The sequence below is a fragment of the Neorhizobium sp. T25_27 genome, assembly GCF_002968565.1.
Lineage (GTDB): Bacteria > Pseudomonadota > Alphaproteobacteria > Rhizobiales > Rhizobiaceae > Neorhizobium > Neorhizobium tomejilense.
Window position 1 is genome coordinate 1 of sequence record NZ_PVBJ01000030.1, and the last position, 7,702, is coordinate 7,702.

Here is a 7,702-nt window from a genome sequence, read left to right on the forward strand (position 1 = left end):
GTTGGGGAGGGGACTTCATCCTGCATCAAAACCCCTCCCGCCTGCCGGCCACCCTCCCCACAAGGGGGAGGGTTACGAATGCCGCGCCGCCATACATCCTCATATGCGATTGCCTCTTCTGCTTCAGAAAGCGGATTCGGAAACATGTCTGGTGCCTGCTCCCAGCCACTGCGCTGCGAGTGGGGAAGGCGGCATTTCGGATTGACAGGTGTCGTAAGACATCATATCTCTTGGATCGCGATTATCTATCTGCCGGGAGGAGACCGGCAATCCAAGGGAGGACGGCCATGACGCCGCTATCGAGAATAATGGGACCGGTATTGCTCGGTTCCGCTCTGTTTTTCCAGCCTGCCTATGCCGAAACCCCACCCAATATGCTGGTCGTCGGCTTCTCGATGACCAATATCCTGACGCTCGATCCCGCCGCCATCACCGGCAAGGAGACCGTACAGGTTCTCACAAACATATATGACAACCTTGTGGCGCTCGATGCCGTCAATCGCGCACAGGTCAATCCGCAGCTGGCGGAAAGCTGGACGATCGCCGACGACAACGGCTCGATCACCTTCAAGCTGCGCAAAGGGGCGACTTTTGCTTCCGGAAACCCGGTGACCTCGGCGGATGTGATCTGGTCCTTCAAGCGGTTGATGAAGCTCAATCTGGCGCAGGCGTCATTCCTGAAGACCCACGGCTTTTCTGCGGCCAATGCCGATGCAAGCTTCACCGCTCCGGACGACGGCACGGTCGTCATCAAGCTGCCGAAGAAGGTCGATCCGCAGGTCATCGTGCAGACGCTCGGCATCGTCGGCCCAGGCTCCATCCTCGACATGAAGACGGTCATAGAGCACGACAAGAACGGCGATATGGGCGCCGCCTGGCTCACCAACAACTCTGCCGGCTCCGGTCCGTTCACGCTTGGCCAGTGGCAGTCGAACGAGCGCGTCACGCTCGAGCAGAACCCGAAATACTGGGGCGAGAAGCCGGCCATGCGCCGGATCATGATGCGCCATCTGGCTGAATCGCAGAGCCAGCGGCTGATGCTCGAAAAGGGCGATATCGACATCGCCTTCTCCATGTCGGCGGCCGACCTCAAGGCGCTCGAGAGCAGCAAGGACGTCAAGATCCAGACGAATGGCGGCAGCGGCTTCTATTATCTGGCCGTCTCCATGAAGGACGAGAAGTTCCAGAAGCCGAAGGTTCGCGAGGCGCTGCGTTATCTCATCGACTACCAGGGCCTGAATGACAGCGTGCTGCCCTATTTCGGCAAGCTGCGCGATCGTCCGGTTCCGGCGGGCATCTTCGGCGCCTTGCCGAATGCGGGCTACAAGCTCGACGTCGCGAAGGCCAAGGCGCTGCTTGCCGAGGCCGGTTACCCGAACGGCTTCCCGACCACGCTGCGCGCCATTTCCGACGTGCCGTTCATGAGCCTTGCGACTGCCATCCAGGCGACGCTGGCGCAGGCCGGCATCAAGGCCGAGATCGTCACCGGCTCCGGCGACCAGATCTACGGCGCGATGCGCGAACGCAAATATGAGCTTCTCGTCGGTCGCGGCGGCGGCGGCCAGTTGCCGCATCCGGACTCGAACTTCCGTGCCATCGTCTACAATCCCAACAATGCGGATGAGGCGAAGCTGACGAATTTCCAGGGCTGGCGCACGTCCTTCTATGATGAGAAGATCAACAAGATGGTCGATGATGCTCTCGTCGAAGGCAACAAGGACAAGCAGACCAAGCAGTATCAGGAGATCCAGACCTATTACGCGGATATGGTGCCGGCGATCCAGCCCTTCTCGGAAGTGGTCGACAGTGTCGGCTTCCGGGCCGACATCAAGGGTCTCGAACTGAACCCGTCCTGGTCCACCCAGCTTCGCACCGTCAAGAAAGAACGATAATCGTCGGCTGCCGCGGCGTCGGCCTCCTGGCCTGGCAGCGCCGCGGCATCCGGTACGGTTCTGAGGAAGTCCCATGAACAACGAGCGTCTCACCGCTTTCACGCGGCAGGCCGGCACCATATTGGCAACCCTTCTCGGGTTGCTGATCCTGACCTTCTGCATCGGACGGCTGATGCCCGTCGATCCGGTCCGCGCCATTGTCGGCGAAGAGGCCGACCAGGCCACATACGACACGGTCGCGGAACGGATCGGCGCGAACCTTCCTCTCTACCAGCAGTTCTTTCGCTATGTGAGCGATTTGGCTCAAGGCGATTTCGGGACGTCGATCCGGACAGGGCAGCCGGTCATCAACGACATCCTGCATGTCATGCCGGCGACGATCGAGCTTGCGACCTTCGCGATCATCGTCGGGGCGGGCCTGGGCATTCCGCTCGGGATACTGGCAGCCGTGCGCCGCAACCGGCCGGTCGACCACATCATCCGGTTCCTCACCCTGATCGGCCATTCCATGCCGATCTTCTGGACCGGCATGATCGGCCTGATCATCTTTTATGCGGCGCTGGATCTGGTCGGCGGCGGCGGCCGCCTCTCGGATTATTATATCGGCCTGGTGCCGGAAACGACGGGCTTCCTGCTGATCGACTCGATCATCGCCGGCGACTGGGAGGTCTTGCGGGATGCGGTCAACCATCTGCTGCTGCCGGCGAGCATCCTCGGCTATTCGTCGATGGCCTATATCACCCGCATGACCCGCAGTTTCATGTTGGACCAGCTGAACCAGGAATACGTGACCACGGCGCGGGTGAAGGGGCTGTCCAAGGGCCGCACCATCTGGCATCACGCGTTCGCAAACATCCGGGTGCAGCTGGTGACGATCGTGGCGCTCGCCTATGGCAGCCTGCTGGAAGGCGCGGTCCTCATCGAAACCGTGTTTTCCTGGCCGGGCTTCGGCCAATACATCACCAACAACATGCTGATCGGCGACATGAACGCGGTGATGACCTGCGTGCTGCTGGTCGGCATCATCTTCATTGCGCTCAACCTGCTTTCCGACGCGCTTTACAAGATCTTCGATCCGAGGACGCGGTGACATGGCAGCTCAATCTCTCGATATGCAGGACGTGGCCATGAACGGTACTCGCTCAAACCCAAATTCGGCCTTCCGCCGGCTGCTCGCCGTCATCCGCGAACTTCTCGGCAACCCGTCTTCGGGCTTCGGCCTCGTCGTCATCACCATCCTGGTCCTGACGGCGATCGTCGCGCCGCTGATCGCGCCCTATGACCCGAATGTCATCGATCTCGGCAATACGCTGAAGCCGCCGAGTGCCGAGCACTGGTTCGGGACCGACGAGCTCGGCCGCGACATCATGAGCCGCATCATCTACGGCACGCGCATCAGCCTGACGATCATCACCATCGTGTCGGTGATCGTCGGCCCGATCGGGCTGCTGGTCGGCACGACGGCCGGTTATTTCGGCGGCTGGTACGACACGATCATGATGCGTATCACCGATATCTTCCTGTCCTTCCCGAGCCTCATCCTGTCGCTCGCCTTCGTCGCAGCCCTCGGTGCCGGCCTCGAAAATGCGATCATCGCCATCGGCCTCACCACCTGGCCGCCGATCGCCCGCCTCGCCCGCGCCGAAACGCTGACCTTCCGCGGCGCCGATTATATCTCGGCCTCGCGCATGCAGGGCGCGTCGTCACTGCGCATCATCGTCAAGTCGATCATGCCGATGTGCCTGCCTTCGGTCCTGGTACGCATCACGCTTTCGATGGCGACCGTCATCCTGACGGCCGCCGGCCTCGGCTTCCTGGGGCTCGGCGCCCAGCCTCCGCTGCCCGAATGGGGGGCGATGATCGCCACCGGCCGGCGCTACATGCTGGACAACTGGTGGCTGGTCGCCTTCCCGGGCGGTGCCATCCTGCTCGTCAGCCTTGCCTTCAACCTTCTCGGCGACGGCCTGCGCGACGCGCTGGATCCGAAACAGCGTTAGGATTTTCCCCATGGACAACAGCCAGGCACTTCTGAAGGTGGAAAATCTCCGCGTCAGCTATCGCAGCGGCAAGACCTACAACACCGTCGTCAAGGGCGTTTCCTTCGATCTCGGCCGCGAGCGGCTCGGCATCGTCGGCGAATCCGGCTCCGGCAAGTCGACGATCGGTCGCGCGCTGCTGAAGCTGCTGCCGACCGCGAAGATTGAGGCCGACCGCATGGATTTCAGCGGTACCGACCTCATCTCGGCCAGCGAAAAGCAGATGCTGACGATCCGCGGCCGACGCATTTCGATGATTCTGCAGGATCCGAAATTCTCGCTCAACCCGGTGCACCGCGTTGGCGACCAGATCGCCGAGGCCTACCGCGTCCACAGCAGGGCATCGGCCCAGGCGGCGAAGCAGAAGACGCTGGAAATGCTGGAAGCGGTGAAGATCCGCGATCCGGAACGGGTGTTCGGCCTTTATCCGCATGAAGTGTCGGGCGGCATGGGCCAGCGCATCATGATCGCCATGATGCTGATCCCCGAGCCGCAGATCATCATCGCCGACGAGCCCACATCCGCGCTCGACGTCACGGTGCGCATGCAGGTCCTCAACATCCTGAACGAGCTGGTGACCAACAAGGGCATTGGCCTCATCATGATCAGCCACGACCTCAACCTGGTGCGCAATTTCTGCGACCGGGTTATGGTCATGCGCCATGGCGAGGTCGTCGAGGAACGGGCGGCCCGGGACATGCGCAACTGCACGCATCCCTATACCCAAGGGTTGCTTGCCGCACAGCCGCATATCGGCGGCAGCCGCAAGCCGCTTCCGGTCCTGAACCGCCAAACCATCTCCCCAGAGACCAAAGAGGTGCGCGCATGACCGCCATCGACGTCCGCAATCTCTCGATCGATCTCGGCTACGGTCTGGCAAAGAAGCGCATTCTCGGCGACGTCTGCTTTTCGGTCGAGGCCGGCGAATCCTTCGGGCTCGTCGGCGAGTCCGGTTCCGGCAAATCGACCATCCTGCGCTGTATCGCCCGTCTCCTGAATGTCTGGGAAGGCGATATCCAGCTCGAGGGACGGTCGGTCAACGACATGCCCTTCGTCGAATATTGCCGCACGGTCCAGATGGTGTTCCAGGATCCCTACGGTTCGCTCCATCCGCGCCAGTCGATCCGCACGGCGCTTCAGGAGCCGCTCCGCATCCATCGCATGGACCGTCAGGTCGAACGCATGGAGCGGGCTCTGATCGATGTCGGTCTAGATCCGGCCTTCCTGTCGCGGTTCCCGCACGAGCTTTCCGGCGGCCAGCGCCAGCGGGTGGCAATCGCACGCGCGCTCATTCTGGAGCCGCGCATCCTGCTCCTCGACGAGCCGACCTCGGCGCTCGACGTCTCGGTGCAGGCGGAAGTCCTCAATCTGCTCGCCGATCTGCGTGCAAAACGCAACTTGACCTATCTCTTCGTTTCCCATGATCTTGCGGTGATCGATCATATGTGCGAGCGGCTGGCGGTAATGCAGCATGGTCGCGTGGTCGAGGTGATGAGCCGAGACGTTCTGGCGACAGGTCAGGCCAAGGATCCCTATGCCCGGGAACTGATCCAGGCGAGCCTCGAATACGACCAAGCTGTCTGAGTTTCACATCTGAGACGCCATGGAGTGCCCGATGACAGCCGAAGCCCCATCCTCTACCTGGCGCCGCAGGGAGACCCTGAGTTCGCAGGTCGTGCGCACGATCGCCGAGCGTATCAAGCTTGGGGACTATCCGCGCGGGTCGAAGCTTCCGACGGAAAAGGCGCTGATCGACGAACTGGGCGTCAGCCGGACGGTTGTTCGGGAAGCGATCGCCAATCTTCGGGCAAGCGGCCTCGTCTCGATCCATCATGGCATCGGCGTCTTCGTTCGCCAGGACGCGGGTGTGACGCCTTTCCGCCTTGGCGACGAAAACCTGATGCTGGTCGAAAACCTGGTAAAGGGCCTCGAACTGCGCATCGGCATCGAATCGGAAGCGGCAGCACTTGCCGCCGACCGGCGGACCCAGGCGGATATCCAGGCGATGACCGCGGCCTGCAAGGCGATGGATGTCGCCGTCCGCCGTGCAAGCCGGGACACGCAGGCGGATTTCGATTTCCACCGCGCCGTTGCCACCGCCAGCCATAACGAGCATTTTTTCCGTATCTTCAACTATCTCGGCGAGACCCTGATGCCGCGCATGCGGCTTTCGACCCATGCGGTCGATGACACGAGCCTTTCCGTGCATCTCGCGCGCGTCAATGAAGAACACCGTGCCATCCTCAAGGCAATCGAAGCCCGTGACGTGGAAGGCGCGCGCGGGGCGATGCGCAAGCACCTGGGCGACAGCCGCGACCGAATGCTCGAACGGCTGCGGCAGGAGAAATGATCGACAGCGAGAACATGTCCAGCCTCGCAGCGAGGCTGCGCGACAACCTCTCGTTCGACTGGCATTTCCGGCCGGCGGCGGAAGGCTTTTCCGACTGGAAGGACCGTACACGGAACAAGATGCGGCAGGCACTCGGCGTCGGGCGGATCGCGCCCGCAAGCGCCTCGGTCCTCACGGAGTGGGCTGAAGACGGATGCAGGGCCCAAGAGCTCGAACTTGGCTTTTCGAACGGCGAAACGACGAGAGCCTATCTCCTTCGCCCGGATACAAATGACGTTACGCCTGCCGTGCTGCTCCTGCACGACCACGGCTCGCTCTTCTCGATCGGCAAGGAGAAGATGATCCGCCGCTCCGGCGAGGCTTCCGAGATCGCAGCGGATACGGATCGATGGGCGGCGAAACTTTACGGCGGCCGGCATGTCGGCAACGAACTCGCCCGGCGCGGTTACACCGTGCTCTGCGCCGACGCGCTCGGCTGGGGCAGCCGGAAAGGCAACGGTTACGAAGCGCAGCAGGCGCTGGCCGCCAATCTCATGCAGTTCGGGGTTTCCTACGCCTCCGTCATCCTGCTCGAGGACATCGAGGCCATGGCATGGCTTCGCGCGCTGGCCGGCGTCGATGGAAGCCGTGTGGCGAGCTTCGGCTATTCGATGGGCGGCTCGCGCGCCTGGCAGGCGGCCGCACTTTCGGACGATGCCAGCGCCTGCGTCGCCGGCGGCTGGATGGGGACGCTGCAAGGCCTCATGCAGCCGGGCAACAACCAGCTTCGCGGCCAGTCGGCCTTTTCCATGCTGCATCCGCATATCGCGGGAAAGATCGATTATCCGCATTTTGCAGGGCTCGCCGCGCCGAAACCGGCACTGATCTTCAGCGGCGCCGAAGACCGGCATTTTCCGGCGCCTGCCGCCTTGGCGGCTCACCGGCAGATTCACGATATCTGGAGCGCGGCGGGGGCCGAAGAGCGTGTCGTGACACGTCTCTGGACCGGCGCAGCTCATGCATTCCCGGTTGACCAGCAGGACCATGCGATGGACTGGCTCGATCGGGTGATGTGAGGTGGGTTGGAAGGCAGGTCCTGCGCGAAATGCGGGCTTGGATCCGGTCGAGCCTGCTTCCTTCTAAAGGCTTCCTGAATGGCCGCGAGAATGCCGCGAGGCACCCCCCTCTGCCCTGCCGGGCATCTCCCCCTCAAGGGGGGAGATCGGCCAGAAGCAAGGTCCTATCCAGTCAAAAAGCCTTGAGCTTGCCGAATTCCACTCCCTGCCAGCTTCCTGCCGTCGCACAAATTAGAGAGGGACCGCTGAGCACGCCTCCTTCGATCTCCCCCCTTGAGGGGGAGATGTCCGGCAGGACAGAGGGGGGTGCCACACAGCACAATCAATGATTTGGCAAGAAAACTGGCAAAAACAGCCCCTACTTCATCC

At 62.3% G+C, this 7,702-nt stretch carries 7 protein-coding genes; all 7 read left to right on the forward strand.

Annotated elements, in window-relative coordinates; all coding sequences use genetic code 11:
• The first annotated feature begins 287 nt into the window (after positions 1 to 287).
• The 7 genes from C5J24_RS31505 (at position 288) to C5J24_RS31535 (ending at position 7,333) form a co-directional block, all read left to right on the forward strand.
• Complete coding sequence (locus C5J24_RS31505) at positions 288 to 1,892, forward strand: ABC transporter substrate-binding protein (protein WP_172724208.1); 1,605 nt, start codon at positions 288 to 290, stop codon at positions 1,890 to 1,892.
• A gap of 73 nt (positions 1,893 to 1,965) precedes the next feature.
• The gene (locus C5J24_RS31510) at positions 1,966 to 2,982 is read left to right on the forward strand and encodes an ABC transporter permease (protein ID WP_105423695.1); all 1,017 of its coding nucleotides are present in this window, start codon (positions 1,966 to 1,968) and stop codon (positions 2,980 to 2,982) included.
• 22 nt (positions 2,983 to 3,004) lie between these two features.
• Positions 3,005 to 3,889, forward strand: coding sequence for an ABC transporter permease (locus C5J24_RS31515; RefSeq protein ID WP_371674862.1), 885 nt, complete (start codon positions 3,005 to 3,007; stop codon positions 3,887 to 3,889).
• A gap of 10 nt (positions 3,890 to 3,899) precedes the next feature.
• Positions 3,900 to 4,757, forward strand: a complete 858-nt coding sequence (locus tag C5J24_RS31520) for an ABC transporter ATP-binding protein (protein ID WP_105423697.1) — start codon at positions 3,900 to 3,902, stop codon at positions 4,755 to 4,757.
• On the forward strand, positions 4,754 to 5,512 hold the full coding sequence (locus C5J24_RS31525; protein ID WP_046666297.1) for an ABC transporter ATP-binding protein: 759 nt from the start codon (positions 4,754 to 4,756) through the stop codon (positions 5,510 to 5,512). The genes C5J24_RS31520 and C5J24_RS31525 overlap by 4 nt, the downstream gene beginning before the upstream one ends.
• 31 nt (positions 5,513 to 5,543) lie before the next feature.
• A complete protein-coding gene (locus C5J24_RS31530; protein ID WP_105423699.1) occupies positions 5,544 to 6,278 on the forward strand; it encodes a FadR/GntR family transcriptional regulator in 735 nt (244 codons plus the stop codon).
• Positions 6,275 to 7,333 carry a dienelactone hydrolase family protein gene (locus C5J24_RS31535; protein ID WP_105423700.1) on the forward strand — a complete coding sequence of 353 codons (1,059 nt, stop codon included), beginning with the start codon at positions 6,275 to 6,277 and terminating at the stop codon, positions 7,331 to 7,333. The genes C5J24_RS31530 and C5J24_RS31535 overlap by 4 nt, the downstream gene beginning before the upstream one ends.
• The last annotated feature ends 369 nt before the right edge of the window (positions 7,334 to 7,702 follow it).